The sequence below is a fragment of the Pseudomonas sp. RT6P73 genome (assembly GCF_054897715.1).
Genome location: NZ_JBUBUV010000002.1, coordinates 5,058,920 through 5,084,979 on the forward strand (window position 1 = coordinate 5,058,920; position 26,060 = coordinate 5,084,979).

Below are 26,060 nucleotides of genomic sequence, written 5' to 3' on the forward strand. Positions count from 1 at the left end.
GGCTCCGATGTCTGGCAGAATTATACGCACCTCAGCTCCGGTTTCTCTCGCCTCATGCCCGCTATTACCATAGACCTGCCCGCCCTCGCCCAATCCATCAAGGACTGGGGCCGCGAGCTGGGCTTTCAGCAAGTCGGCATCAGCGGCCTGGACCTGGCCGAGCATGAGCAGCACCTAGAGCGCTGGCTGGCGGCCGGCTACCACGGCGAAATGGAATACATGGGCGCCCACGGCAGCAAACGCTCACACCCGGAAGAACTCGTCCCCGGCACTTTGCGCGTGGTTTCCCTGCGCATGGACTACCTGCCCGGCGACACCCAAATGGCGCAGTTGCTGGCCCAACCGGAAAAAGCCTACGTATCGCGTTATGCCTTGGGCCGCGATTACCACAAATTGATCCGTAAACGCGTGCAACAACTGGCAGAAAAAATTCAGGCAGTCATCGGGCCGTTCGGCTACCGCGCCTTCGTCGACAGCGCGCCGGTGCTGGAAAAGGCCATTGCAGAGAAGGCCGGCCTGGGCTGGATCGGCAAAAACACCCTGGTGTTGAACCGCAAGGCCGGCAGCTATTTCTTCCTCAGCGAACTCTTTGTTGATCTGCCGCTGCCCGTGGACCCACCTCACAGCACCGAACATTGCGGCCGCTGCACCGCGTGCCTGGACATTTGCCCGACCAACGCCTTCGTCGGTCCGTATGTGCTGGACGCCCGGCGTTGCATTTCCTACCTGACCATCGAACTGAAAAGCGCGATCCCCGAAGACTTGCGGCCACTGATTGGCAATCGGGTGTTCGGTTGCGACGACTGCCAGATCGTCTGCCCATGGAACCGCTTCGCCCGCCCGTCCGGCGAAAGCGACTTCAAGCCACGGCACAATCTGGACAATGCCGAACTGGCCGAACTGTTCATGTGGGATGAGGACAAGTTCCTCAGCAGCACTGAAGGTTCACCGCTGCGCCGCGCGGGTTACGAGCGCTGGCTGCGAAACCTCGCGGTAGGGCTGGGGAACGCGCCGTCGAGTATTCCGGTGCTGGAAGCGCTTAAGGCGCGGAGAGACTATCCGTCGGAGTTGGTGCGTGAGCACGTCGAGTGGGCGTTGAAGCAACATGAGCAGCGCGCTGGCAGCCACTAAACTCGCCTTTAGCGATGCAAGTTTATCCACTTGGCACTGCGCCCCTTCCCTGTCGACTCAATTAACCCTTCGGCTTTCAATGAACGCAAAACCATACGTACAGTGTCACGACTCACGCCCGGGCAAGCTTCTTCAAGCTCAGTAATGGAAAACGGTAGGGAGCGCTTCAACGCTTCAACTCGAACTCGATCGCTTTTGCCTCCATGGCGCTTATCGATCTTACCGACACGCTCCTCAAACTCCTTGTAAGCGCGAAGTAGCGCACCCCAGAAATAGTTGAGCCATGGCTGAACATCGTGTCTGCCTTCATGCCAACCTTGAGAGCTGACCTCAAGTGTTTCGTAATAGCTTTCCTTTGACTCCTCGAAGATCCGCTCAAGGCTTATGAAACGGCCCACGCGATAATCAAACTGGTAAAGCAACAATAAGGTAAGCAGTCGAGCCACGCGCCCGTTGCCATCTGAGAAGGGGTGGATGCAGAGAAAGTCGAGAATACTCAGCGGGACCAATACGAGCGGGTCTGCCAGATTTTGATCCAATGCTTTTCGGTACTGCATGACCATATCGACCATTACAATGGGTGTCAGATGTGCCGCAACCGGTTGAAAGCGGATGCGTGAACTACCGTCCGGATGGCGCTCGATGATGTCATTGTTCGTTGCTTTCCACTCCCCGCCATCCTGCGGTAAATAGCGATAAAGCATGCCGTGCAACTGCCGAATGACGCCCTCGGAGAATGGCATCCCCTCTGCCGCTTCATGGATAAGAGAAAGCGCATCGCGGTACCCCGCGACTTCTTGCTCGGAGCGACTTTTCGGGTCGGCATTTTTGATAATCAACGACTTCAAACGACTTGGCGAAACAACCACTCCCTCCAATCGGTTCGATGACTCTGTAGACTCGATGACTGCAAGCTGCTTTAGGTCCTGGAGAATTTCTGGGGACTGGGAAACGAACAATTGTTGCTTGCCCCGGTACTCCCCGAGAGCCCGCAACGTCGCGACCTGCAGTCCGTCGTAGCGAAGCGTTGCGAGAAATTCGGGAGTGAGGGATCGCATTTATGTTTTTACCTGCCAAATAGGGTAATTCAAAGCTAAATAGGGTAACTAAATAGCTAACTACCCTATTTAGGAGCTTTTTACCCTATTTTCTCCGAGCAACCTAAGAGACTTCCTCGACAGGATATTTCGAAGATCCCCCTATCCGTCCATGCACCCACTGAAATCAAGCTTCGTCGTTATAAACAAACTTCGGCATTTCCCAGTGGAAACGAATCGCCAGCAACCGCAGCAGGAAGCCACCAAACAGCGTGATCAGAATCGCCTGCTCACCGGGTAATTGCAGGTAGATGCACAGCATGTAGCACCACGCCGCGGCGAACGAGACGCTGGCGTAGAGCTCGCGGCGGAAGATCAGCGGGATGTCGTTGCAGAAGATGTCGCGCAGAATGCCGCCGAAAACCCCGGTGATCACGCCGCTGACCGACGCCACCAGCATGCCGTGGCCCATTTCCAGGGCGGTCATGCAGCCGATCAGGGTGAATGCCACCAGCCCCACGGCGTCAAGCACCAGAAACAGCGAGCGCAGGTGGCGCATCCAGCGTGCAGCGAAGACGGTGAACATGGCCGCGATCGAGGTCAGCACCAGGTATTCCGGGTGTTTGACCCAAGTCAGCGGATAGTGACCGAGCAGCACATCACGCACCGACCCGCCGCCGAGGGCCGTGATGCACGCAATCAGCACCACACCAAACCAGTCCATCCCGCGACGGCCGGCGGACAGGGCACCGGTCATGGCTTCGGCGGTGATGGCGATCAGGTAAAGCATCAGCAACATGGTGGCGGTCCTTGCAGAAAGGCGCGCAGTCTAGCCATTTCGGTGCGGCACCAAAAGAGGGCGATCACTTAGGAAGACCCAGTCGTCTGCTTCGCGGGCAAGCCTCGCTCCTACGGTCACAACGCAGATCCCGTAGGAGCTGGCTTGCTGGCGATGGCGTACTCAAGGGCCCCATCGCCAGCAAGCCGGCTCCTACAGTCCGTATTCCAGATTTAGAACTTGATGAAATGCTTGCGGTAGTGCTGCAGCTCGGCGATGGATTCGCGGATGTCGTCCAGGGCCAGGTGGGTGCTGCCCTTCTTGAAGCTGTCGCGCACGTCCGGCGCCCAGCGTGCGGCCAGCTCTTTAAGCGTCGACACGTCGAGGTTGCGGTAGTGGAAGAAGCTTTCCAGGGATTTCATGTGGGTATAAAGGAAGCGACGGTCCTGGCAGATGCTGTTGCCACAGATCGGCGACTTGCCCTTCGGCACCCATTGTTCCAGGAAGGCGATGGTCTCGGCTTCGGCTTCGGCCATGCTGATGCGGCTGTCGCGAACCCGCTGGGTCAGGCCCGAGCCGCCATGTTGACGGGTGTTCCACTCGTCCATGCCGGCGAGGATCTCGTCGCTGTGATGGATGGCGATCACCGGCCCTTCGGCCAAGGTGTTCAGGTCACTGTCGGTGACGATGGTGGCCATCTCGATGATGACGTCGGTATCAGGGTTCAGACCAGTCATTTCCAGGTCGATCCAGATCAGATTCTGCGGGTTTTGCATGTGTCGGCTCCTAGGCAATGCTGCGCAGTTTAGCCTAGGGCGGCGTCCGGGCGTGCTAAACTCGCGGCCGTTTTACCTAATCGCTGCATTCTTGATACGGAACACCCATGGCCAAACGCCAACTCAATCGTCGTCAAAACTGGCGCATCGAAAAGATTCAGGGCGAACGCGCTGCCCGCGCCGCCAAACGCGAGTCCTCGGCTGTCGAGGCACTTGAGGGTGGCGACCTGGGTCCGGAACAGACCGGTCTGGTGATCGCGCACTTCGGTGTGCAGGTCGAAGTCGAAGCGCTTGAGGGCGAACTGGCCGGTGAAGTGTTCCGCTGTCACTTGCGCGCCAACCTGCCTGCGCTGGTGACCGGCGATCAGGTGGTCTGGCGTGCCGGCAACCAGGGCATCGGTGTGATCGTGGCGCAACTGCCGCGTAAAACCGAACTCTGTCGTCCGGACAGCCGTGGCCAGCTCAAGCCTGTAGCCGCCAACGTCGACATGATTGTCATCGTCTTCGCCCCGCTGCCCGAGCCTCACGCGAACCTGATCGACCGTTACCTGGTTGCAGCCGAGCACGCAGGTATTCGTCCGCTGCTGCTGCTCAACAAGTTCGACCTGATCGACGAGCAAAACGCTCCGGCATTGAATGCCTTGCTGGCGGTTTACCGCACGCTGGGTTACCCGGTGCTGGAAGTGTCGGCGCACCACGGCAACGGCATGGAGCAACTGCAGAAGCAGCTGGACGGACGCATCAGCGTATTCGTCGGCCAGTCCGGCGTCGGCAAGTCCTCGCTGGTCAACAGCCTGTTGCCGGAAGTCGAAGCCCGTGTCGGTCCGCTGTCCGAGTTGTCCGGCCAGGGCACCCACACCACCACGACCGCGCGGTTATTCCACTTTCCCGGTGGCGGTGAGTTGATCGACTCCCCGGGTATCCGCGAATTCGGCCTGGGCCACGTCAGCCGCGCCGACGTCGAAGCCGGCTTCATCGAGTTCAACGACTTGATCGGCACCTGCCGTTTTCGCGACTGCAAACATGACCGCGAGCCGGGTTGCGCCCTGCTCAAGGCCCTGGAAGAAGGCCGCGTGCAACAGCAACGGATGAACAGCTACCGCTCGATTATCGCCAGCCTGCCCGAAACCAGCTACTAAACAGACACTCCAGCCGCTCCGATGCAGACGGAGCGGCGGGTTGTTCGTTGCGCCCTGCAAATCCCCCCACCGATTAAACGTCAGACACCTCTGTAGGGCATTTGCGTGCCTGCTTGAAGGACCCGTCTCTTTAACCGGACAGGCCTTGTTGCGGCCATCCAAGTGCATACATTCAAGCCCTCTTCGCATTCCGGCGATACCGAGGGATATCCATGCAAACCTATCATTTATTCATCAGCCACTCGTGGAACTACTCCGATGCCCACGACAATCTGGTGAGACTGCTGACCGCGCATCCAACGTTCACCTTCAAGAATTTCTCCGTACCTCCGCATAACCCGATCATCGGTGCCCAGACCGACAAACAACTGGAAGAAGCCATCGAAAACAAGATCAGGCCCTGCTCGGCGGTATTGATCATGGCGGGCATGTATTCGACGTACAGCAAGTGGATCAACAAGGAAATCGAGATCGCCCGGCGCATGGGCAAGGTGATCATTGCGGTCAAACCCTTTGGTGCGGAGCGGATTTCTACCGTTGTGCGCCGGGCAGCACATGCTGAGTGCGCCTGGAACACCAACAGCATCATCAGTGCCATTCGCACTCACGCGGCGGGTTGAACCATGCGCAAGGGATTGTTCATCGGGATCAACAACTACAGCCATGTTTCCCAATTGAGTGGCTGCAACAACGACGCGATGGCCATGGCCTCGGTGCTGAAAACCGACGCCGACGGGGACCCGAATTTCAAGAATATCGTGCTGACCTCAGCCGAAGGTTACCTGGGCCGCGAGGTACTCGAAGGCCATATCCAGGATTTGTTTTCCGGGGACAGTGATGTGGCCCTGTTGTATTTCGCCGGCCACGGCAATTTCGACACCGATACCGACGAAGGCATGCTGCTGCCCCAGGACTACAAGTCGGCCAAGGACGGGATCCGGCTCAGTGACATTCTGAACTGGGCCACCAAAGCGACGAAAATCAAAAACAAAGTCATCATTCTCGATTGCTGTCAGGGCGGTGCAGCCGGGGAAATGCGGGCCTTGCGGAGCGAAAGCAGCGTGATCGGCGAGGGCATGACCATTCTCACGGCCTGTAAAAAAGAACAACCGGCAATGGAAGGTTCAGGTCACGGCGTCTTCACCGGGCTGCTGCTTCAGGCATTGCACGGTGGCGCCGCCAATATTCTGGGGAAAATCACCCCCGGCAGCCTTTATTCCTTCGTCGACAACGCGCTCGATGCCTGGGAACAGCGGCCGGTATTCAAGACCAATGTGTCGCAGTTCATTTCATTGCGTGAGGTCTCGCCACTGATCCCCAAGGAAATACTGCGCAAGCTCCCCGACTGGTTCGCCGAGGCAGAATCGGTGTTCGCACTTGACCCTAGCTATGAACCCACCGAAACATCGTTCATCCCGGACCACGGCGAAGTCTTCGCCCAGCTGCAAAAGTGCAACCGACACAGCCTGATCGAACCGGTGGACGCCGAGCACATGTATTACGCCGCCCTGAACTCTACCGGTTGCCGCCTCACCGCCCTCGGCGCCTATTACCGCGAACTCGCGATCAAGGGACATTTCTGATGCCAGTGTTTATCAGCTACCGCCACACCGATGGCGCCCAGGCAATGGTCATCAATGCGCGCCTGAAACAGGCGAACATCAAAACCTATCTCGATGTGCTGGACACTGAATCCCAGCAAACCGACGACATCACCACCGTCATCACCCGCAACATTACCGAATGCACGCACTTGCTGGCGGTGGTCTCGCAGGAGACTGCCATGTCCTGGTGGGTGCCGTTCGAAATCGGCGAAGCGACCATCAGTGATCGAAGGATCTGCTCCTACAAGATCGGAACCAGCGAGCTGCCGCTGTACCTCGATAAATGGCCAAAACTGAGCAACGATGTCGACCTCAGCTTTTTCATCGATGCCTACCGCAAAGAGTCCATGTCCAAACGTTCAATAGGAATGGAGTCCTTCAGCGAATCCGTTCGCGGCACCTACAAGAGTGATGCCGACCTATTTCACGACCAGCTTAAGAACCGCATTCGTCGCGGCTTCTGACAGGCACAAAAAAGCCGACATCGCTGTCGGCTTTTTTGTGGGTCACTGCTTCGGCGGTTCCGCCGGTTTCGGTGCAGGGTCTTCGAAGATATTCAGACGCTCGCGTAGCTCATGGGCCGGCAGCGGTTGTTTATCCGCCGGCAATGCGTTCGGATCGACTGGCGTGGTCGGCACTTCGCCCGGGCCACCCTGCCCTTGCGCTGGAGCCGGAGCCGGTTCAGCACCTTGCGAACCTTCAATGGCGCGCTGAGCTTTTTTAGTCAGCACCACAATGTCGATCCGGCGGTTGACCGGGTTGAACGGGTTATCGCGGTCGAACAGCGCCGACGAGGCGTAACCGACCACCCGCGCCACTTGCTGATCCGGATAACTGCCGGCGACCAGCGCACGGCGAGCGGCGTTGGCACGATTGGCCGAGAGTTCCCAGTTGCCGAAATCGCCGGTGCCCGAATACGGCTTGGCATCGGTGTGGCCGCTGATGCTGATCTTGTTCGGCACCGCTTTGATGGTGTCGGCCATGGCCAGCAGGATGTCTTCGAAATACGGTTTCAGACGCGCTGAGCCTGAGTCGAACATCGGCCGGTTTTCCGCGTCCATGATCTGGATGCGCAAGCCGTCCTGAGTGATCTCGAACAGGATCTGGTCCTTGAATTTTTGCAGCTGCGGATTTTCATCGACCTTGTTCTGCAACTCTTGCAGCAACAGTTCCAGACGTTCCTTCTCGACCTGCTCGGCCATGCCTTCGACCTGTTCGGTGTCGACGGTGACGCGGTCGGGCTGCGGCTGAGACTTCACCTCGGGGTTGAGGGTGTTCTCCGGCGCCAGGGTCGGGGAACCGCCCAGATCGATGATGTACGGCGTGCCGCTTTCGGAAAAACCGACCGGGTCCTTGAAGTAACCGGCGATGGCAATCTTCTGTTCCGGTGTGGCGGTGGACAGCAGCCACAGCACCAGGAAGAACGCCATCATCGCCGTCGCGAAGTCAGCGAAGGCGATTTTCCAGGAGCCCCCGTGATGCCCGCCCGCGTATTTTTTTACGCGCTTGATGATTATCGGCTGGTTATTTTCCATGACTTAGCGACCGCGAACCGCTTGTTCCAGCTCAGCGAAGCTAGGACGGTGCGCCGGGTACAGAACCTTGCGGCCGAATTCCACCGCCAGCGATGGCGGCATACCGGATGCCGAAGCCACCAGCGAGGCCTTGATGGCCTCGTAGACGTTCAGTTCTTCCTTGGCTTCGTGGGCCAGGGCATGGGCCAGCGGGCCAAAGAAACCGTAGGCGGCGAGAATACCGAAGAAGGTACCCACCAGTGCCGCGCCCACATGTACGCCGATCATTTTCTGATCGCTTTCACCCAGGGAAGCCATGGTCACCACGATACCCAACACGGCCGCGACGATACCGAAACCGGGCATGGCGTCGGCGATGCCGTTCACTGCGTGGGACGGGTGGTCCAGGTCTTCTTTGAGGCTGGTCAGCTCCATGTCGAACAGTCCTTCAAGCTCGTGTGGAGCCATGTTGCCGGAGGACATGATGCGCAGGTAATCGCAGATGTACGCGGTCATGCGGTCATCTTTCAGAACGGCCGGGTACTTGGCGAAAATCGGGCTCGCGGCGGCATCTTCGATGTCGCCTTCGATGGCCATCATGCCTTCGCGGCGGCTCTTGTTGAGGATCTCGTAAATCAGCCCCAGCACTTCCAGATAGAACGTGTGGTTGAAACGCGAGCTGAACATTCCCAAGGATTTCTTGAGAACGTGTTTGAACATATGACCAGGGTTGGCCTGCAGGAATGCACCGAGGGCCGCGCCCCCGATAATCAACACCTCGAAAGGCTGGATCAGGGCGGCAATCTTGCCGTGGGAGAGCACGTATCCGCCGAGCACGCTCGCGAATACGACGATGATGCCGATTAATTTAGCCATAGGTAGGAGAGCACTTACTGAGTCGGGTTCAAGGTCATATTCGGAAGTTAAAAAATCTCTTCTTCTACTTATCGGCAAAACTGCGCCAGACTATAGCCCGTTCAAGCGAAAAGCTAATTTAGCCCTCTGTGGGCATAGGTAATGCAGACGATGATCACGTCCAACCATGGCTAACGAAACGAACATCCCAACCCCAAAACCAACCACGCTTGAAGGCTGGGTCAAGCTTCTCGATGGCGTGCGCCTGCCGGTTCCGCAAGACAGTCACGACCGCGTCTGCAAGGCCCTCGCCGATAAACGCAGCTCGCTTCGCGACATCGCCGAACTGTTGCAGGACAGCCCGGCCCTGGCCTTGAGCGTGATTCGCGAAGCCAATCGCCACACGCACGGCAGCATGACCACGCCTGCTGAAAACCTTGAGGTGGCGATCAATCGTCTCGGGCTGAAACGCACCGAAGAATTGCTCGCCCGGTTGCCTGCCGAACCCCAATTACAGATTCCCGTGGCGTTGCGTCAACTGCAGTTGATCAGCCAGCATGCGACCCAACAGGCCAACGGCTTTTTCGCCGGACGCCTGGCGCGGCTCTGGCAGGACATCCACTGGGGCAGCCTGCTGTTTCTTTCGCCGCTGTGGCCGATGGCGTTGACTCATCCGCAGTTGCTCGAAGAGTGGGAACTGCGGGTGATCCATAAAGGCGAGTCAGCACGCAAAGTCGAAAAGCAATTGTTCGGCGTTCGCTTGCTGGACATCTGTCAGGCCCTGGTGGACATCTGGCGTCTGCCGATCTGGGTACAGCAAGGTTATCGGCTGCTGCTCAACGAGCAGCGAGAACTGGTCAAAGTCCTGCGCATTGCCCGCGACAGCGAGCACCCTTTGCGCCAGCAAAACCGCCTTGATGACGACCCGACCCTGCGCCGCTGGCTCAACCAACCGGCCAATACCGTGCTGTTGGCCAATGGCCTGGCACTGTCGGCGCAAAAGGCCTGGGACAGTCCGCACAGCGAACGCTGGCAATACCTGACCAGCCTTTACCTGCAAATGCCGATGAGCGAAGTGCAGCAGCAATTGCATCAACAGGCCGTCAACAGCGCGCACCAGCACGCCATGCCGGACCTTTGGCACCCTGCAGTTGCGCTGATCTGGCCATCGGGCATTAACCGTATTCACGCGGGTTTGCTGCCGGCGCCCGCGCCGACTACCGAAGACCTGACGGCCTGGCGTAAACAATGTGCCGAATTGCTGGTCGAGCCTAGCCGCTTCACCAATGCGATGCACTTGACCACCTCTGCACGAGACGCGCTGGTCGCGTGCGGCATGCGTCGGGTGATGATTTTGATGGCCGACCGTACGCACGCCAATTTGCGGGCGCATCAAACCGCCGGACTGGCGAAGGATGCTGCGGGCTTGAACCTGGCAGTCAGCCAGAGCACCGTGCTGCAACGTCTGCTCTCGCAACAGGCGCAAGTGCGATTGACCCCGGCCAACAACGCCCAGTTCTCGGCCTTGTTACCTGCCAGCCTGCGCGCGCAGTTTCGCGGCGAACACTTGCTGCTGCGCTCACTGGTCAATAATGGTCGGGTGATCATGGTTGTTGTCGCGGATCAGGGCGGCGGGCCGTTTTCGGAAATCACCGTGCAAGCTTTCGGTAAAACGGCGCAGTGCATTGAAAAGGCACTCCATAGCTTTAGCCAGCGCGGTCAATGAATGCTGCGCTACAATCCTCCCCTTTGTGCTCTGGAGACCTCACATGTCTGACTTCTCTGGCTTGGCGCTGGTCATCGAGCCGAGCGACTTGCTCCCTCGCCTTGAGTCCCGCGAACTGATTCTGGTGGACCTGACCAGCAGCGCCCGCTATGCCGAAGGGCATATTCCCGGCGCGCGCTTTGTCGACCCCAAACGGACGCAACTCGGTCAGGCGCCTGCGCCGGGACTGATGCCGCCGCAAGCGGCGCTCGAAGCGTTGTTCGGTGAGTTGGGACACAACCCCGATGCGGTCTACGTGGTGTATGACGACGAAGGCGGCGGCTGGGCCGGGCGTTTTATCTGGCTGCTTGATGTCATCGGCCACCGCAACTACCACTATATAGACGGTGGTCTGACGGCCTGGCTGGCTGAAGGCATGCCCATGTCGATTCAGATCCCGGCCCACGTTGGCGGCCCGGTTGCGTTGACCCTGCACGACGAACCGACCGCCACCCGCGAATACCTGCAAAGCCGTCTCGGCGCCGCCGACCTTGCGGTCTGGGATGCGCGCGGTCCGCTGGAGTACTCCGGTGAAAAAGTGCTGGCAGCCAAGGCTGGGCACATTCCCGGCGCGGTAAATTTCGAATGGACGGCCGGCATGGATAAGTCGCGCAACTTGCGCATCCGCACGGACATGCCGCAGATCCTCGAACAACTCGGCATCACCAAAGACAAAGAAGTCATTACCCACTGCCAGACTCACCATCGCTCTGGCTTCACCTATCTAGTGGCCAAATCCCTCGGTTATCCGCGGGTCAAAGGCTACGCCGGCTCCTGGGGCGAATGGGGCAACCACCCCGATACGCCCGTTGAGATTTAAGGTTTTTAAGGACAGTTAATGAATAAGCGTTTGTTTATCCTCAGCCAATACCTGCTGCCTCACCACTTGCTCTCGCGACTGGCCGGCTGCATTGCCGAATGCCGCGTGCGCTGGTTCAAGAACGCCTTTACCGCCTGGTTCGCCAAGCGTTATCAGGTGGACATGTCCCAGGCGCTGGTCGAAGACCTGACCGCTTACGAGCACTTCAACGCGTTCTTCACTCGCGCACTGAAAGACGGCGCTCGCCCGCTCGATGAAGCCCCTGGCGCGATTCTCAGCCCGGCCGACGGCGCGGTCAGCCAACTCGGCCCGATCGAACACGGCCGCGTGTTCCAGGCCAAGGGTCACAGCTTCAGCGTGCTGGAATTGCTGGGCGGTGATGCCGCGAATGCTGCGCCGTTCATGGGTGGCGATTTCGCGACGATTTACCTCTCGCCGAAAGACTACCACCGCGTGCACATGCCACTGGCTGGCACCCTGCGTGAGATGGTCTACATCCCGGGCCGGATTTTCTCGGTCAACCAGACCACCGCCGAAAACGTGCCGGAACTGTTCGCCCGCAACGAGCGTGTGGCGTGCATTTTCGACACCGAGCGCGGGCCGATGGCCGTGGTGCTGGTGGGCGCGATGATCGTGGCCTCGATTGAAACCGTTTGGGCCGGGCTGGTGACGCCGCCGAAACGCGAGCTGAAAACCTTCCGCTACGACGAAGCCGCCCGTGCGCCGATCCATCTGGAAAAAGGTGCGGAACTGGGTCGCTTCAAGCTGGGTTCGACCGCAGTCGTGCTGTTCGGGCCGGATCAAGTGAAGTGGGCTGAAGAACTGGCGGCCGGTTCACCGGTACAGATGGGCCAGGGTATGGGCCTGCCAAACGCCTGATTTGGCTAATCCGCCCCGTCGAACGTCTTCGAAGGGGCGGACATTTCGGTAGCGCCGTTACTCTATCTGTCCACGAAAGCCGATCGGCCCTTCGTTGGCGTAGGTATTGGTGCCACTGAGGTTTTTCCCTCCGTCATTGGAGGTGACGCTCAACGCGACAACGTTCTGATTATCACGGCCGCCGATGACCCATTTGCCACCCGGATGCCATGGAGCGTCGTTGCCGCCCCACTGATTTTCCACGTTGTACTGGTTCTGGCCCGTGCGTTGAGCCTTGAAGCCAATGGGACCTTCACCCGCGTAAGTCATGGTGCCGGTGAAGCTCTTCCCGCCATCGCCCGATTTGATCTCGATCGCGACCACGTTCTGGTTATCCCGCGCGCCTAACACCCAGTCTCCGCCCGGATGCCAGGGTGCCGAACTACCGCCCCATTGATTTGCCACTACGTATTTAGACATGAACCTCATCTCCTTGAAGTTACAAGAGACCTGCCCTGCGTAGGCAGCAGGCCGTACGACTGTGCGTATCCAGTCGCACGTGTGTCAGATTAGTAGTACACCCGAGCGGCACTCGGCTGACAGACAAACGGTAGACATCCGTAGGTGCTACAGTCAGGTCATTCACGCCCATTTCCCGGTTGGAGTTTTCCACGGCATGAATGAGACCAGTCCCCACCTGATGCTACGCGCACCGATCCCGACGCAGTTGCGCCTGTCGATCTGTGAACCGACGCCACGCGACCTCAAGCGCTGGATCGCCAACCTGCCCAAAGCCAACATCGGCGAAACCGCCCGCCTGCTCTATCAAGGCTTGAGCGAACTCAACCAGCTGCTCACCCCCAGCGACAATCGCCTGCAACTGCTCGAACTGTTGCGACCCGAGGTGTATTACGTCTGCAAACACCTGGAACGGCATTTCCTGCATCAAGCGATTGTGCTCGACGAGCGTTCGCGCAAGATCGCCAACCTTTGCCAAGCACTGCAAAGTCACTTGGCGATTGGCTACAAACAGATCGTCGTGCGCATCACCCCGCGCTTCAGCAAGGATCGAGCATCACTGTTGACCCAAGCGTTGCAGCGGGCGATCCATTGTTTGAACGGCCCGCTGATTCGCTCTACTCAACTGTATTGCCCGGTACCGGAAGGCCTGTGGCTGGAGCTGCATCAGCTGTATCGGATCGCCTGCGCGCACAAGCTCCAGCACCTGAACCTGCGCGATGAACTGGCCAGCCAGACGAAAACCCTGAGCATTGAGCAAACCTATGTCGTTGCCCTGTTGCTGGGCGCCGCACGCTGCAATCAACTGCGCCAGAACCAGATCGCCCGGCTCGCCGAGGTGCTGGAGCCCTGGAGCCAATGGATCAAGTTGCAACCCGGCCAACCCGCAGATGGATTGTTTGCCGTCGCGCCGAATCTCGATACCGGGCCGCGCTATCGCTCGAAGTTCAGGGCTGAGCAGCAGGCCAGTTTGCTGGGGATTGATCCGCAGCCACTGGTCGCCGCCATCGAAGCGCATTTGCAAGGCACTATCGGCACACCGCCGCTGCCCGTACCGACCGGGCTCAGCCTGGATACGCTGCAACACCTGCACGCCGCATGGGGCCAGGCGGCCGAGCGCAGCTTCCAGCGCACCGTTGGCCAAGGCACGTTGACCCTGTGCGTGGGCATGAGCGCGTTGCACTTCTACCTGGGCGGGCAACGTTCGTTCAGCGATATTCTGAAAAACCCCGGCACCCGGCTTGCGCAGTTTTCGGCAACATCCCCGGCGAGCCAAGGAAAGGACCAGTGGAACCAGGCGTTCGACGCAGCTCCCCACGGCAGCGCCGATGCCTTGCTGCCCTACGAAGAAATCGAATACCCGCACCTTCAGAACGACGACGGCCACGAGGCGGCTGATAGCAATCGGCATTTTCCGACGTACGCCTTGCCGGTCATCAATCACAGCCCCGGCGGTTATTGCCTGGCATGGCCCAACGCGGTGCCCGCCGAGTTGCAGGCTGGCGAGATGGTCGGGATTCAGGACTCGGCCAATCAGGGCTGGAGTATTGCGGTGGTGCGCTGGATTCGTCAGGTGCGTGGCGGCGGTACGCAGATGGGGATCGAACAGGTCGCGCCTTACGCCGAGCCATGCGGGTTGCAACTGGTACGAACGCGGGACGACCACAGTCAATATTTACGCGGCCTGTTGCTGCCGGAAATCAGCGCCATCGATCTGCCCGCCACTGTGCTCGCCCCGCGACTGCCCTTCCAGGAAGGCAGCAAAGTGCTGATCAACACCAACGGCCAGGAACGGCGCGCCGGGCTGGATCGGCGGGTGGCGAGCACCAACAGTTTTAATCAGTTTGCTTATCGCTCGCTGGAAGCGAGCAGACACGACAACGCCGCGGGGAGCGGCGTTGAGGAGGATTTTGATTCGTTATGGAAGTCGCTTTGAGGGAAAAGCAGATCCCTGTGGCGAGGGGGCTTGCCCCCGTTGGGCTGCGAAGCGGCCCCCTGAGTCCCTCAGACAGACCGAGTTATCTGATTTTACGACTGCTGCGCAGCCGAACGGGGGCAAGCCCCCTCGCCACAAGGGCCCAGCCAGATTTCAGAGCTGCCCATCACGATCCCGGAAGCCCAGCAGATACAACACGCCATCCAGCCCAAGGGTGGAAATCGCCTGCTTCGCCGACTGCTTCACCAGCGGTTTGGCCCGGAACGCCACGCCCAGACCGGCAATCGCCAGCATCGGCAAATCGTTGGCACCGTCGCCGACCGCGATGGTCTGTTCCAGACGCAAACCTTCCTTATGCGCCAGCTCCTTCAGCAGATCTGCCTTGCGCTGTGCATCAACAATCGGCTCAACCGCCACGCCGGTAACCTTGCCGTCGACCACTTCCAGTTCGTTGGCAAATACGTAGTCGATGCCCAACTTGGCCTGCAATTGCTTGGCGAAGTAGGTGAAGCCGCCCGACAGAATCGCCGTCTTGTAGCCCAGACGCTTGAGTTCGGCGAACAGGGTTTCGGCACCTTCGGTCAAACGCAACGAAGCACCGATCGAGTCCAGCACGCTGACGTCCAGCCCCTTGAGCAAGGCCAGGCGCTCCTTGAAGCTCGCACGGAAATCCAGTTCACCGGCCATCGCTCGCTCGGTGATTTCCGACACCTGATCGCCCACGCCCGCGGCCTTGGCCAGTTCGTCGATGACTTCGGCCTCGATCAGCGTCGAGTCCATGTCAAACACCGCAAGACGGCGGTTACGGCGGAACAGCGAATCTTCCTGGAAGGCGATGTCAACGTTCAGTTCCTGGGCGACGCTGAGAAATTCGGCCCGCAGCGCTTGCGGGTCAGCCGCTTCGCCACGCACGGAAAACTCGATGCAGCCTTTGCCCTTGTCGGCCGGGGTGTCCAGCGGCATACGCCCGGACAAGCGATCAATGTGATCGATGTTCAAGCCATATTTGGCGGTGATGGAGCTCACGGCCTGCAATTGCCCGGCGGTCACTTTGCGGGTCAATAGCGTGACGATGTGGCGCTTTTTGCCCTGGTTGCCGACCCACTGCTGGTAATCCTCTTCGGACACCGGCGTAAAACGCACCTGCTGATCGAGCTCGTACCCCTTGAACAGGATGTCCTTGAGCACCGACTTGCCTTGCTCGGTACCTGGAATTTCGACCAGGATGCCGAACGACAGGGTGTCGTGGATCACCGCCTGACCGATGTCGAGAATGTTCACACCACCCTGGGCCAGAACGCCGGTAATGGCCGCAGTCAGACCCGGACGGTCGACTCCCGTGATGTTTATCAGGACGATTTCGCGCAAGGCGCACCCCCGCAAGTGGAAAAAAACCGCATTCTACCCACTTTCAGTGACCATCGGGCACCGTCAGCGCTTTGCCGGTCTAGGGCCTGTCGCTATACTGCGCGTCAACTTCACGGACAAAAGAGCCGAGCTCAAGTGAACCGGCCCACGCCAGTAAAAACCGATAACTTCTTTCTGCTGATCTTCCGTGCACTGCGCCACCGCCGTGTACCGATTGCATTGCGCATTGCCAGCCATAACGTGATCCTGGTCGCTCTGGCCCTGGTGATCTATGCCTGTGTGATGGGTTTGCAGTTCAAGCAGGCCATGCACGAGCAGGCCGATGCGCTGGGCGAAAGCCTGACCACGCAGACCGCCACCTCCGCCACGGAGCTGTTGGTGTCCAACGACATCCTCAGCCTCAACGTGCTGCTCAACAACCTGACCAAAAACAAGTTGGTGGCCCACGCCGCCATCTACAGCGTGGATAACCGCATCCTCGCCGAAGCCGGTCAGCGTCCCAAGCACAGCCTGCTGGGCGAAGCCGAGGGCATGTACCAGAGCAAAATCACGTTCCAGGACGTGACCGCCGGGCAACTGCGCATCAGCCTGGACATGGATCAATTCCAGCAGCCGATGACCATCAGCCTGCAAAGCATGGGCATTTTGAGTGCGATTCTGCTGGCCCTGTCCCTGGCCTTGAGCCTGCGCCTGGGTCGGCACATCTCCACGCCGTTGCTGCAACTGCGCGTGTGGTTGCGCAATATCGACGAATACACCCCGGCCACCGAGCGTCAGGACGAAATCGGCGACCTGGCCCGTCAGCTGCACGCCAATTTCGCGCCGGAGCCGGCCGAACCGGAAGCCGTGCCTGAGCCGGAATACGACGACAGCGAATACGAAGACGCCGACGATAACGAGCCGACCTTCGAAGTGCGCAACCTGCGTGATCCGAGTTTCGATGAAAGCAAGCCTGTCGCCAGCCTCAAGCCTGCGCCACGGCGCAGTGTCAGCACCGTTGAAGACGACGATGACGACGATGCATTTGCCGACTTGCGTGATGAATCGGCCGACGTTGCACCTAGACCGGTAGTAAAACCGGTGGTCTCTAACGTGCCACAGCACAGCGCTGTCCTGGCCGTGCAACTGGGCGCTCAGGATCAGCTGCGTCGTCTGCCTCGCACACGTCTGGAAGAATTGCTTAAACGCTATCGCGATTGCCTCGACCAGGCCGCTTCGCTCTATGAAGGCGAAATTCATAGCCTGAACGATGGCAGCACACTGATGGTGTTCCACACCGAAGACAGCGGCGACGACTACCTGACCAACGCGATCTGCTGCGGCGAGCTGTTGCGAGCGCTGGGCCATCAATTGCAGATCGAAGTCGCGGACAGCGGCATCACCCTGCAATTGCAGCTGGGCCTGACCCTGGGCGACGAGTTGTTCGGTCTGAGCCAGATCGACCTGCTGCTGACCGAAGCCGCTCAGGATGCCCTGGCCTTGTCGCAACACAGCCGCAATCTGCTGCTGGTGGAGCGCAAGATCAGTGACGACGCGCTGATCCGCCAGCGTGCACGGATCCGGCCGATTGCCAGCCCTGAGGGTGCTTGCTGTGTGGAGCGGTTGATGGAGCCTTATCCGTCGATGCTGGAGCGGCAACTGGCGCGGATGCATGAGCGCCGGGCGTAAGCGTTAGCCCTACTGCAAAGGAGCCCGCAGATGAGTGATCGCCTGCGGGCTTTCTGTTGGTTCCATGTAGCAGCTGCCGAGCCTGCGAGGCTGCGTTCGACTGCGCAGCAGTCGTAAGGGGCAATGGGTGCATTCGAATAGACCGCACTCACAGGACTTGCGAGTACTTCGTCCTCGAACGCAGCCTCGCAGGCTCGACAGCTGCTACAGGCCCCTGCAGAAACAACAAAGCCCGCTTCTCTGCGTAATGCTGTTCACTTAAGCGGAGCAGCCTTACGGTCCACTGGAAATCGGGTTTTCGAAATTTTCACCGTCCTTGGTCTCGAAGGCCTTGGGCGGTGATCCAGAAACAATCCTCCTATCCCTGCTCTCAACTCAGCCAAGCGTCTTCCTGTGGCTGAAATCGGATTAGCCGCCGCCATCACGATCAGTTGCACGGCGATGTACTGACAAACGGGTTTGAAACGGATGTCCGAGGGTGGTCGGCCAAACGCCACCGCCGCCTGACTGGCCTCTCGACGAATCACGTTATAAGCCAGCAATAGCCCCCACACTTCCTGATAGATCAGCTCGACTTTTTTGCTGCGCAAGGTCATTGCGTTCTGTTGCATCGAACTCTTGATGTCCCTGAAGCCCAATTCGATTTCCCAACGCTCTTGGTAAAGTTTGGCAACGGCTTGAGTGTTGTAGGTCTTGGCCGGCAACGACGTCATGACGGTCTTCACCTTGCCTTTGATTTCATAACTGACTTCGCGTACTTCCCAGTGCGTTGGAAGAACCGGGTTTCGCTTTCTGGCCTGCGGTGAGACTTTCATACGCACTAACCTGTCGTGCTGGCTGTAACGGGCCACTTCCTCGCAGACCAGTCCTTTTTTTGCCGGGATCAACCAATGACGGTTGATGCCTGCTCCGCTCAGGCTCGACAGCAGCTCGGCACCCCAAAAACCTTTGTCGAACAGCGTCACCGAGTGGTCGGGTATCTGCTGCAAAAATTCGTCGGCCAAGCGCATTTCACTGCGTCGATAAGGGCTCAATTGAGCATCCATGATCACGTGCGAACGCACATTCATCAGGGCCACCAAGCGCAGCATCGGAAACGGCGTCTGGCGGTCGCTTGGAGTGTTTCCCGACCCGAAGTGATCTCGAAGCTCGGGCGTATCCGGAGTACGCAAAAGTGCACCGTCCACCGCGAATACCTGCAGATCATGCCAGGTATCATCGTCATAGCGCTCCGCGCCCCATTGGGTCCCGGTCTTGCGGAATAACCACTCAACAGGATCGGCACCGAGTCGCTTGCGCGCCTCGGTCACACCACTGCGGACCAACAAGTGGTCGGTGGCCAGGCCTTGAGCGCAGATGTTCAAACGTCTGGCCACCTCATGAACCGGCTCGTCACGAAACAAGGCCATGCCGAGTACCAACCAGAGCACTTGGTCAGCGGGCAGGCGACGTCGGCGAATGGTCGCCTGACTGGAAAGATCCAGCGCAGACGCTACCCACTCGATGGGAATGTTTTGGGTGAAGGTGCTCAGGTCGCAGAAGTTGAAAAGGTCGCCGAAGTCGAGCAGATCTTGTTGAACAGACATAAAAAATCCGATGCCAGAGGTCTGGCATCGGATTTTCGGATAAGCCCGGCTTGGACTCAAATACTTAAGTGAACAGCATTAGCTTCTCTGCGGGCTTTTTGTTGAATCAATCCAGGCCTAGAACCTGAACACTTCCATATCGGTGCGGATCGGCGAAGCCATCGGGATCTTCGGCTGCTTCTCTTGCTCTGCCGCGGGTGCAACAGGCTTCGGTGCAGGTTTCTTCGGGGCTTCAGCGATGGGTGGCTGGTTAGCCAGCGGCTTGAGCGCTACCGACAACTGCTCGGCCAAACGTTGCAACAACACACCCTGTGCCTGAACCTGAGCCGCCGTGCCGCCTGCGTGCTGCTCCTGCAGGTGAATGATGCGGTTATCGCGAACCTGGCCACGACGGTCGATCAGACGCCATTGCGCATCCAGGATCGCTGGCTGCGATTCGCCCGAGTCCAGGCGAGTAATCGTCATCAGCACCTGAACATCCGGCGTGAAGCCGGCGGTCGCGGGCGCCAGCACAACGCGCTGGCTGTCCAGATGACCGGCTACCTGACGCAGCAATAGCTGATCGATGTCGGATGACAAGCTACCCGCCCAACGACCGTCAAGCGATGCCTGCAGGCTGCCATCGGGTTGTCGTTGCAACAAAGTCTCGCGTTGCAGGTAATCCGCAACCGTTACCGGGCCCAACAAAACCGCCATGCCCGCGCTTTGCGCAGGCTGGGCCGGACTTCCGCTGTCCAGCTGATACAGCGACACCGGTTGGTGAACGCTGCAACCCGCCAGGCCAAGAACGCCGGCGAGCATCAAAATAAAAGGAAGGCGCAGAGCAGTCATCGTCCCATCCAGGTGGTTGCCACAAGGCTAACCACAGTGAAAATACTCAATAAATATGAAGAACGCTCGGCCACGCCGGCGCTTGAAAGGCCATATCATCCGTGAATATGCGTTCCGACTCCAGCGCCAATGCGTCGATCTACGCGTTAAATCGTAGATCGAGGCCTCTAGGACGCTTAATTGAGGTTTTCGACGAGCAGCGCATCAACCCGCTGGAAGCCACGTGGCAGTTTGTTACCACGACGCCCGCGCTCACCTTTGTAGTGTTCGAGGTCGTCCGCTTTCAGCGACAACGTACGTTTTCCGGCCTGCAGCACCAACGTGGCGCCATCCGGCAGTACGGCGATGTCTGTGACATATTCTTCGCGGCTGGCAACACGCTCACCGTTGATCCCGATGATCTTGTTGCCTTTGCCCTTACCTAATTGTGGCAGATCACTGATCTTGAAGATCAGCAGGCGACCTTCGGTGGTCACCGAGGCCAGCCAATTGTTCTCGCGATCCGTCACCGGGCGCGGAAGAATGACCTTCGAGTTGTTCGGCAAGCTCAACAACGCCTTGCCGGCCTTGTTCTTGGCTTGCAGGTCTTCACCCTTGACCACGAAGCCGTAGCCGGCGTCGGAGGCGATCACGTACAGCGAATCGTCTTCCGGCATCAGCACGCATTCGAAGGTCGCCCCTGGCGGCGGCGTCAGACGGCCGGTCAGCGGTTCGCCTTGGCCTCGGGCCGATGGCAAGGTGTGCGAAGGCACCGAATAGCTGCGACCGGTGGAATCGATAAACACCGCAAACTGGTTTGAACGACCCGGAGCCAACGCCTTGAAACCATCCCCGGCCTTGTAGGAAAGGCCGGTGGCGTCGATCTCATGCCCCTTGGCAGAACGAACCCAGCCTTTTTCCGACAGCACGACGGTCACTTTCTCGTTCGGCAGCAGATCATGCTCGGTCAGGGCCTTGGCTTCGGTGCGCTCGACGATTGGCGAGCGACGGTCATCGCCGTAGGTTTCAGCGTCCTTGATCAGCTCGGTGCGCACCAGTTTTTTCAGCTTGGCTTCGCTGCCCAGCAGGGCTTGCAGCTTGGCCTGTTCCTTGAGCAGTTCATCCTGCTCGGCACGCAGCTTCATTTCTTCCAGTCGCGCCAACTGACGCAAACGGGTGTCGAGGATGTAGTCGGCCTGGATTTCGCTCAGGGCAAAACGCGCGATCAGTGCGGCTTTCGGGTGTTCCTCGGTACGGATGATGTGAATCACTTCATCCAGGTTGAGGTAGGCGATCAACAAACCGTCCAACAGGTGCAGGCGACGCTCGACCTTGTCCAGGCGAAATTGCAGACGCCGCCGCACGGTGTTGACGCGGAACTCCAGCCACTCGACCAGCAACGCTCGCAGGTTTTTCAGCTGCGGCTTGCCGTCCAGGCCGATGATGTTGATGTTGACCCGGTAGCTCGACTCCAGCTCAGTGCTGGCGAACAGGTGCTGCATCAGCGCGTCGTGGTCAAAGTTTTTCCGAGCGCCCGGAATGATCACGATCCGGCACGGGTTTTCGTGGTCGGATTCGTCGCGCAGGTCAGCGATCTGCGGGGCCTTGGACGGCTTGGCCTGCATCATCGCCGCGATCTGCTCCAGCACCTTGGCACCGGACACCTGATGCGGCAGCGCGGTGACGATGATGTCGCCGTCTTCGATGTGGTACACGGCGCGCATCCGCACCGAACCCTTCCCGGTTTCGTACATTTTCAGCAGATCGGCGCGGGGCGTGATGATTTCCGCTTCGGTCGGGTAATCCGGGCCCTGGATGTGCTCGCAGAGCTGTTCGACCTTGGCTTTGGGCTCATCGAGCAAACGCACGCACGCCGTCGCGACTTCGCGCAGGTTGTGCGGCGGCACGTCGGTGGCCATGCCCACGGCGATGCCGGTGGTGCCGTTGAGCAGGATGTTCGGCAAACGTGCCGGCAACACCAGCGGCTCGTCGAGCGTACCGTCGAAGTTCGGGCCCCAGTCCGCGGTGCCCTGGCCCAGTTCGCTGAGCAGCACTTCGGAATAACGCGACAGCCGCGCCTCGGTGTAACGCATGGCGGCGAAGGACTTGGGATCATCCGGCGCACCCCAGTTACCCTGGCCGTCGACCAGTGTGTAGCGGTAACTGAACGGCTGGGCCATCAGGACCATGGCTTCGTAGCAGGCCGAATCGCCGTGCGGGTGGAATTTACCGAGCACGTCACCGACGGTACGCGCCGATTTCTTGTGCTTGGAATCGGCGTCCAGCCCCAACTCGCTCATCGCATAGATGATGCGCCGCTGTACCGGTTTCAGGCCGTCGCCGATATGCGGCAAGGCACGGTCCATGATCACGTACATGGAGTAGTTGAGGTAGGCATTTTCGGTGAAGTCAGCCAGTGACCGGCGTTCTACACCGTCCAGGCTGAGATCAAGGGAGTCGCTCATGCGGGCCTCATCGGTTCGTTGTCTGGCGCAGCAGCATGGTGCCACCGCGCTGGGTAAATTCAAGTTTGTTCAGCGCGCTCATACCGAGCAGCACTTGCTTGCCATCCAGGCCTGGCACGACGATGGCGCGCACGTCACGCAGCACAATGTCGCCCAGTTGCAGCCGGTCGACGCGGGTTCGATAACCCTCGGTGCGACCATTGGCCGTGCTCAGGGTCACCCCGAAGCCTTTTTCCAGTTTCAACCGTTCTGCCATTTCCGCCGGAATCGCCACATCGGTCGCCCCGGTATCCAGCATGAAATCAACCGGCTGGCCGTTGATCTGGCCGCTGGCGACGAAGTGCCCCTGGGTATTGCTGGCCAGTTTCACCTCAATAAACCCTTCGCCCTGCTCCGAGCTGACGACCACATTGGGATTTTGCTGACGCTCCTCCCATTGGCCGAAAAACCGTGTTGCCAGAAACAGCGCCGCGCACCAGGCCAACACCATAAACACCCGACCGGCGCGCTTTCCCGGGGTTTGCTGGCTCAAGGCGTGGCACTCCAGCCACCTTCAGGCGCGGCGAAGCGCCAGACCACCGGGCGAACCTCGCCATCGGCGCGGGCATCGTTATTGTTGTCGGTGCCGACCCAGGCACCCTCGGCGTCGACAATCAATGCTTCGGTCAGACCAAACGGATTTTGATAGCGTCGGTGTTCCTGCAAGGCTCCATCGGCAAACGACCAGCAGCGCTCGACCTTGGCCGTCACCGGGTCACGGCGGCAGATCTTGTAAGCGTTGCGTTCAAGGGTAAACAGCTTGCCGTTGAACAGCGATAGGTCGGCAAAGTCCCGAGTCACCGCTTTGGCCCGTGGAAACTGCGCCGGCTGCATTTCTTTACCCGCCTCGCTCAGCAACACGCAACCACCGTCGCAGTCCCAGACCGTCTGTTTACGCTTGATCAGCAGCAAGCCACGGCTTTGACGCTCGGCGGCGAGCCACAATTGATCGCCAGCCGGGTTGATCGCCAGCCCCTCGAACAGCGCATTGAATTGCAACAACATGCCGCTGGCCCGCGCTTCGCGCACCAGCATCGGCGAGATCTTCAGCCAGGACGAAGGCCCAACGGGCGGCACTTGCAGGACCGCTGCATGGGACTCGCTGACGATGTAGCGATTACCGACGCTATCGCACGTGATGCCTTCAAAATCCAGGTCCCCGCCCCGTACAAACGATGCGACCCAGGCCCGCGAACGCAGCCCCCATGGCAAATCGCTGTCCGGCACCGCAGGGACGCCGATGCCCACGGTTTCGGCCTGCCAGACCGTGTCGCGGGTATCGAGGCGGTAGATCTGATCATCGTCGCGATCGGAGATCGTCCACAGGTCCTTGCCACACTGGGCCAGCCCCGACAGGTTGCCGCCACGCATGCCATCGACGGGATGTTCGGACAACAGACGCAACTCCGGTGCCGGTTCGGCAAACGCCGAAACGGAGGTCAGAAGTAACGCACACGCCAGGGCAAAGCCGACCCGCATCAGCCAAGAACCTCGGCGAGGTTGCCTTTGGATTCCAGCCAGGACTTGCGATCGCCGGCGCGTTTCTTCGCCAGCAGCATGTCCATCATTTCTGCGGTTGCGTCGTAATCTTCCAGCGTCAGCTGCACCAGACGCCGAGTGTTCGGGTCCATGGTGGTTTCGCGCAGCTGCGGCGGGTTCATTTCACCCAGGCCTTTGAATCGGGTGACCTGCGGCTTGCCGCGTTTTTTCTCGGCCACCAGACGATCGAGAATGCCATCGCGCTCGGCGTCATCGAGGGCGTAGTAAATCTCTTTGCCCAGGTCAATGCGGTACAACGGCGGCATCGCGACGTAGACGTGACCGGCATCCACCAACGGGCGGAAATGCTGGACGAACAAGGCGCAGAGCAAGGTGGCGATGTGCAGACCGTCGGAGTCGGCGTCGGCGAGGATGCAGATCTTGCCGTAGCGCAGCTGGGCGATGTCCGCCGAGCCCGGATCGACACCGATGGCCACGGCGATGTTGTGCACTTCCTGGCTGGCCAGCACTTCGCCGCCGTCGACTTCCCAGGTGTTCAGAATCTTGCCGCGCAACGGCAAGATCGCCTGGAACTCTTTGTCCCGCGCTTGTTTGGCCGAACCGCCAGCGGAATCACCTTCCACCAGAAACAGCTCGGAACGCATCGGGTCTTGCCCGGCGCAGTCGGCAAGCTTGCCCGGCAGTGCCGGCCCCGCCGTGATGCGCTTGCGCTCGACCTTCTTGCTGGCCTTGAGACGACGGCCGGCGTTGTTGATCGCCAGTTCCGCCAGCAGCATGCCGGTTTCCGGGTGAGCGTTGAGCCACAGGCTGAACGCATCCTTGACCACACCGGAAACGAAAGCCGCCGCTTCACGGGACGACAGGCGTTCTTTGGTCTGGCCGGAAAATTGCGGTTCCTGCATCTTCATCGACAGCACGAAAGCGATGCGCTCCCAGACGTCTTCCGGCGCCAGCTTCACACCGCGCGGCAGCAGGCTGCGGAATTCGCAGAACTCGCGCATCGCATCGAGCAAGCCCTGACGCAGACCGTTGACGTGCGTACCGCCCTGCGCCGTCGGGATCAGGTTGACATAGCTTTCCTGAACGCTGTCGCCACCTTCCGGCAACCACAGCAGCGCCCAGTCGACCGCTTCCTTGTTACCGGCCAGGCTGCCGCAGAACGGCTCGTCCGGCAGACGCTCGAAGCCGTTGACCGCGTCCACCAGGTAGGAGCGCAGGCCGTCTTCGTAATGCCATTCGACTTTCTCGCCGGTGGCCTTGTCTTCAAAACTGACCAGCAGCCCCGGGCACAGAACGGCCTTGGCCTTGAGCACGTGTTTGAGGCGGCTGATGGAGAATTTCGGTGAATCGAAGTATTTCGGATCCGGCGCGAAGAACACGCTGGTGCCGGTGTTGCGCTTGCCGACGGTGCCGATCACTTCCAGATCGGTTTTCTTGTAACCGTCACCGAAAATCATCTGGTATTCGTTGCCGTCACGCTTCACGCGCACCCGGACTTCGGTCGACAAGGCGTTGACCACGGAAATACCCACCCCGTGCAGACCGCCGGAGAACTGGTAGTTCTTGTTGGAAAACTTGCCACCCGCATGAAGCTTGGTGAGGATCAACTCGACCCCGGAAACGCCCTCTTCCGGGTGAATGTCCACCGGCATGCCACGGCCGTCATCGCTGACTTCCAGGGAGTGATCGGCGTGCAGGATGACCTGCACCGACGTCGCGTGCCCGGCCAAGGCTTCGTCGACGCTGTTGTCGATGACTTCCTGGGCGAGGTGGTTCGGCCGACTGGTGTCGGTGTACATGCCGGGGCGTTTGCGCACCGGGTCGAGGCCCGAGAGGACTTCGATGGCGTCTGCGTTATAAGAGCTAGCGCTGGGAGTGGCCATGGGGTCTCG

General features: G+C 59.6%; 23 protein-coding genes. 10 read left to right on the forward strand and 13 right to left on the reverse strand.

Annotation, left to right across the window (positions count from 1 at the left end; translation table 11 throughout):
- Positions 1-54: 54 nt before the first annotated feature.
- Positions 55-1,131, forward strand: coding sequence for a tRNA epoxyqueuosine(34) reductase QueG (gene queG, locus ACYZT6_RS23475; RefSeq protein ID WP_462028822.1), 1,077 nt, complete (start codon positions 55-57; stop codon positions 1,129-1,131).
- 8 nt (positions 1,132-1,139) lie between these two features.
- Here queG and ACYZT6_RS23480 read toward each other — a convergent pair whose 3' ends face one another.
- The 3 genes from ACYZT6_RS23480 to orn all read right to left on the reverse strand — a co-directional run bounded on the left by ACYZT6_RS23480 (position 1,140) and on the right by orn (position 3,722).
- The gene (locus ACYZT6_RS23480; protein WP_461956890.1) at positions 1,140-2,189 is read right to left on the reverse strand and encodes a Fic family protein; all 1,050 of its coding nucleotides are present in this window, start codon (positions 2,187-2,189) and stop codon (positions 1,140-1,142) included.
- 166 nt (positions 2,190-2,355) lie between these two features.
- Positions 2,356-2,967: a trimeric intracellular cation channel family protein gene (locus ACYZT6_RS23485; protein WP_007945604.1), complete on the reverse strand. Its 612-nt coding sequence runs from the start codon at positions 2,965-2,967 to the stop codon at positions 2,356-2,358.
- A 212-nt stretch (positions 2,968-3,179) separates the two neighbouring features.
- The gene (gene orn, locus ACYZT6_RS23490) at positions 3,180-3,722 is read right to left on the reverse strand and encodes an oligoribonuclease (protein WP_056746367.1); all 543 of its coding nucleotides are present in this window, start codon (positions 3,720-3,722) and stop codon (positions 3,180-3,182) included.
- A gap of 107 nt (positions 3,723-3,829) precedes the next feature.
- Here orn and rsgA point away from each other — a divergent pair, with 107 nt between their 5' ends.
- The 4 genes from rsgA (at position 3,830) to ACYZT6_RS23510 (ending at position 6,929) form a co-directional block, all read left to right on the forward strand.
- A complete protein-coding gene (gene rsgA, locus ACYZT6_RS23495; protein WP_010464204.1) occupies positions 3,830-4,861 on the forward strand; it encodes a small ribosomal subunit biogenesis GTPase RsgA in 1,032 nt (343 codons plus the stop codon).
- Between the two features lie 212 nt (positions 4,862-5,073).
- Complete coding sequence (locus ACYZT6_RS23500; RefSeq protein ID WP_461956887.1) at positions 5,074-5,481, forward strand: TIR domain-containing protein; 408 nt, start codon at positions 5,074-5,076, stop codon at positions 5,479-5,481.
- Positions 5,482-5,484: 3 nt separating this feature from the next.
- Positions 5,485-6,444 (forward strand): caspase family protein, encoded by a 960-nt coding sequence (locus ACYZT6_RS23505; protein ID WP_462028823.1) that lies wholly within the window; start codon positions 5,485-5,487, stop codon positions 6,442-6,444.
- A complete protein-coding gene (locus ACYZT6_RS23510; RefSeq protein ID WP_462028824.1) occupies positions 6,444-6,929 on the forward strand; it encodes a toll/interleukin-1 receptor domain-containing protein in 486 nt (161 codons plus the stop codon). Before ACYZT6_RS23505 ends, ACYZT6_RS23510 begins: the two co-directional genes overlap by 1 nt.
- A gap of 42 nt (positions 6,930-6,971) precedes the next feature.
- On the opposite strand, the gene motB is transcribed toward ACYZT6_RS23510, so the two are convergent.
- Both motB and motA read right to left on the reverse strand, forming a co-directional pair.
- Positions 6,972-8,000: a flagellar motor protein MotB gene (motB, locus tag ACYZT6_RS23515; protein ID WP_462028825.1), complete on the reverse strand. Its 1,029-nt coding sequence runs from the start codon at positions 7,998-8,000 to the stop codon at positions 6,972-6,974.
- A gap of 3 nt (positions 8,001-8,003) precedes the next feature.
- Entirely contained in the window at positions 8,004-8,855 is an 852-nt protein-coding gene (motA, locus tag ACYZT6_RS23520) for a flagellar motor stator protein MotA (RefSeq protein WP_461978900.1), read from the reverse strand.
- A 166-nt stretch (positions 8,856-9,021) separates the two neighbouring features.
- Between motA and ACYZT6_RS23525 the strand changes: the two genes are divergently transcribed.
- From ACYZT6_RS23525 to asd, 3 genes are read left to right on the forward strand one after another with little or no spacing between them, the layout of a single operon-like run.
- On the forward strand, positions 9,022-10,560 hold the full coding sequence (locus ACYZT6_RS23525; protein ID WP_462028826.1) for an HDOD domain-containing protein: 1,539 nt from the start codon (positions 9,022-9,024) through the stop codon (positions 10,558-10,560).
- Positions 10,561-10,603: 43 nt separating this feature from the next.
- Positions 10,604-11,419 carry a rhodanese-like domain-containing protein gene (locus ACYZT6_RS23530; RefSeq protein ID WP_462028827.1) on the forward strand — a complete coding sequence of 272 codons (816 nt, stop codon included), beginning with the start codon at positions 10,604-10,606 and terminating at the stop codon, positions 11,417-11,419.
- A gap of 18 nt (positions 11,420-11,437) precedes the next feature.
- Complete coding sequence (gene asd, locus ACYZT6_RS23535) at positions 11,438-12,298, forward strand: archaetidylserine decarboxylase (protein ID WP_462028828.1); 861 nt, start codon at positions 11,438-11,440, stop codon at positions 12,296-12,298.
- A gap of 57 nt (positions 12,299-12,355) precedes the next feature.
- Here asd and ACYZT6_RS23540 read toward each other — a convergent pair whose 3' ends face one another.
- Positions 12,356-12,757, reverse strand: coding sequence for a lectin OAA family protein (locus tag ACYZT6_RS23540; RefSeq protein ID WP_462028829.1), 402 nt, complete (start codon positions 12,755-12,757; stop codon positions 12,356-12,358).
- A gap of 196 nt (positions 12,758-12,953) precedes the next feature.
- Here ACYZT6_RS23540 and ACYZT6_RS23545 point away from each other — a divergent pair, with 196 nt between their 5' ends.
- Positions 12,954-14,732, forward strand: coding sequence for a molecular chaperone (locus ACYZT6_RS23545; protein WP_462028830.1), 1,779 nt, complete (start codon positions 12,954-12,956; stop codon positions 14,730-14,732).
- A 153-nt stretch (positions 14,733-14,885) separates the two neighbouring features.
- On the opposite strand, the gene serB is transcribed toward ACYZT6_RS23545, so the two are convergent.
- The gene (serB, locus tag ACYZT6_RS23550) at positions 14,886-16,100 is read right to left on the reverse strand and encodes a phosphoserine phosphatase SerB (protein ID WP_461978890.1); all 1,215 of its coding nucleotides are present in this window, start codon (positions 16,098-16,100) and stop codon (positions 14,886-14,888) included.
- 135 nt (positions 16,101-16,235) lie between these two features.
- Here serB and ACYZT6_RS23555 point away from each other — a divergent pair, with 135 nt between their 5' ends.
- Positions 16,236-17,768 carry an AhpA/YtjB family protein gene (locus tag ACYZT6_RS23555; RefSeq protein ID WP_462028831.1) on the forward strand — a complete coding sequence of 511 codons (1,533 nt, stop codon included), beginning with the start codon at positions 16,236-16,238 and terminating at the stop codon, positions 17,766-17,768.
- Between the two features lie 254 nt (positions 17,769-18,022).
- Here the strand turns inward: ACYZT6_RS23555 and ACYZT6_RS23560 are convergent, their stop codons facing one another.
- The 6 genes from ACYZT6_RS23560 to parE all read right to left on the reverse strand — a co-directional run bounded on the left by ACYZT6_RS23560 (position 18,023) and on the right by parE (position 26,051).
- On the reverse strand, positions 18,023-19,354 hold the full coding sequence (locus tag ACYZT6_RS23560) for an IS4 family transposase (RefSeq protein WP_462027655.1): 1,332 nt from the start codon (positions 19,352-19,354) through the stop codon (positions 18,023-18,025).
- Between the two features lie 117 nt (positions 19,355-19,471).
- On the reverse strand, positions 19,472-20,185 hold the full coding sequence (locus ACYZT6_RS23565; protein WP_462028832.1) for a PqiC family protein: 714 nt from the start codon (positions 20,183-20,185) through the stop codon (positions 19,472-19,474).
- Positions 20,186-20,361: 176 nt separating this feature from the next.
- Positions 20,362-22,629 (reverse strand): DNA topoisomerase IV subunit A, encoded by a 2,268-nt coding sequence (parC, locus tag ACYZT6_RS23570; protein ID WP_462028833.1) that lies wholly within the window; start codon positions 22,627-22,629, stop codon positions 20,362-20,364.
- A gap of 7 nt (positions 22,630-22,636) precedes the next feature.
- The gene (locus ACYZT6_RS23575) at positions 22,637-23,161 is read right to left on the reverse strand and encodes a retropepsin-like aspartic protease family protein (RefSeq protein ID WP_462028834.1); all 525 of its coding nucleotides are present in this window, start codon (positions 23,159-23,161) and stop codon (positions 22,637-22,639) included.
- The gene (locus ACYZT6_RS23580; RefSeq protein ID WP_462028835.1) at positions 23,158-24,147 is read right to left on the reverse strand and encodes an esterase-like activity of phytase family protein; all 990 of its coding nucleotides are present in this window, start codon (positions 24,145-24,147) and stop codon (positions 23,158-23,160) included. The genes ACYZT6_RS23575 and ACYZT6_RS23580 overlap by 4 nt, the downstream gene beginning before the upstream one ends.
- A complete protein-coding gene (gene parE, locus ACYZT6_RS23585; protein ID WP_462028836.1) occupies positions 24,147-26,051 on the reverse strand; it encodes a DNA topoisomerase IV subunit B in 1,905 nt (634 codons plus the stop codon). The genes ACYZT6_RS23580 and parE overlap by 1 nt, the downstream gene beginning before the upstream one ends.
- Positions 26,052-26,060: the final 9 nt, after the last annotated feature.